The 2,184-nt window shown below is 42.3% G+C and carries 1 protein-coding gene and 1 pseudogene; both read left to right on the top strand.

All coding sequences use genetic code 11. The features are described 5' to 3' along the window. Positions 1-881, top strand: a pseudogene (locus tag AC1DPZ_RS25870) (SusC/RagA family TonB-linked outer membrane protein); the annotation flags it as partial. A 13-nt stretch (positions 882-894) separates the two neighbouring features. Next, a partial coding sequence (locus tag AC1DPZ_RS25875) for a SusD/RagB family nutrient-binding outer membrane lipoprotein (protein ID WP_477408912.1) occupies positions 895-2,184 on the top strand: 1,290 nt, incomplete at its 3' end.

The following is a 2,184-nucleotide window of genomic DNA, read 5'->3' on the forward strand; positions in this document are numbered from 1 at the left end:
GTTCATTAGAGGGTACACCAATTAAAAACTTAGGCGGCTTTACCTGGAATGTTTTGGTTAACGTAGCAACCTTTAAGGAAATTTATACCGAATTACCTAAAGGCCAGGATACCTACAATACATTTTTTAAAGTAGGCGACCGTGTAGATAAATTATATGGCGGCGCCTTTGTACGTTCGCCACAAGGACAAATAGTTAATGATGCTGCAGGCAAACCATTGGCCTTACCTGTTGCACAATACCTGGGCAACGAGAATGCCAAATACACCTGGAGCATTTATAACAAGATCCGCTACAAAAACCTAAGTATGGGTTTCCAGTTTGATGGTTCTGTTGGTGGTGTTATTGTTGATTATATGCACAATAAAACCATGCGTGGCGGCGCCAATATTGAAACGGCTACCGGCGCCCTTGGTGATGCGCGTTACAAAGACTGGCAAAACTTTGGTAAAACCGGCTATAACGGCAGCTACGTAGGCGAAGGTGTTGTAATATCAAACGGCGTTGCCCCTGATTATGATTCAAAAACCGGTGCTGTAAAAAACATAGGCTTGATGCAATTTACTCCTAATAAGCAAACCGCTTTGGTACAGGATTATGCCAGTAAATATTATGGCGTGGATGAATCAAACCTGATGAGCAAAACTTTTTCTAAACTGCGTGAGGTTACTTTCTCTTATGATTTCCCTAAGGCGTGGTTACAAAAAAGCTTTATTCAGAAGATCTCGGCATCACTTTATGGCCGCAACTTATTGTACTTCTATAAAGATAAACGCTTTAAAGATGTAGATCTGGATCAGTACAATGGTGCCGTTGCCCAAACGGGATTGCAATCGCCAACAGTACGCAGCTACGGCTTCAACTTAAATTTATCATTCTAATTAACAGATGAATATGAAAAAGATATTTAGAATTTACCTACTGCCGGTATTTATGATACTAACAGTAACCGGTTGTAAAAAGAGTTTCCAGGATTTAACGGTAAATAACAACGTACCCAACGCAGTACCCGCTTCGCTGCTTTTCAACGGCGTATTAAATAGCATGGTGGAATACCCGGATAACTCAAAGGAAATTTATTGCCAGTATTACATTTACAACTACGATTATTATGGCAATAACCGTTATGATTTTGGCAGCGGCGATAACTATTATACCGCACTTAAAAATGTGCTGGCAATGGAAGACCAGGCTTTAAAAGCAGGTCAGCCTGCGCTTAACCCATATAGCGCCATCGCTAAATTTTTTAAAGCTTATTTTTTTAGTAAAATGAGCATGGAAGAAGGCGATATCCCGATGACCCAGGCTTTACAGGGATTAAAAAACCTTACCCCTGCTTATGATACCCAAAAAGCGGTTATGGTACAATCGTTGACTTGGTTAGAGGGTGCCAACAGTGATCTGGCTACACTTATTGCAGCCAAAGGAAATGTACTTACCGGCGATATTTACTTTGGTGGCGATCTTACAAAATGGCAAAAAGTTGTAAACGCCTTCAGGATAAGGCTATTGATACAACTAAGCAAAAAAACAACTGATATTGATGTTGTTGCGCAGTTTGCCGCGGTAGTTGGCAACCCGACCAAATATCCGGTTATGGAAAGCGCCGCTGATAACCTTCAGTTTAATTTTCTTAGTCCAACTAACTATTACCCGCAAACACCCGATAACTTTGGTCAAAACGGGTCAAGACAAAACACATCTGCTACCTATATAGGTTTGTTAACCGGCTTAAAAGACCCGCGTGTTTATGTAACAGCCGAGCCTGCCCGTGATAATGTTGACAATTTGCACCAAAGCCCAACCGCGTTTTCCTCCTTCATCGGCGCCGATCCGGGTCTGGATCTGGGTGTTATGTATAACAATGCTGGTTTGCAGAAGTATTCGTTCCTTAACAGGAAACGTTATTACTCTACTTATACCGGCGAGCCAAGCATACAAATAGGTTACCCCGAACTGATGTTTAACATTGCCGAGGGTATTAATCGCGGATGGGCAACCGGAGATGCGGAGAGCTATTACAAAAAAGGGATCCAGGCTTCATTTGATTACTATGGCATCCCAACAGGTACCGGCACGTTTACTGCTTACTTTTACCGCCCCGGATCAAAAAGCACTGCCGATATAGGCAACTATGATACTTATCCTATCGGCGTTAACTGGGATACCTACTCCGCACAGGCA

It is taken from the genome of Mucilaginibacter sp. P4_G9 (assembly GCF_056400985.1).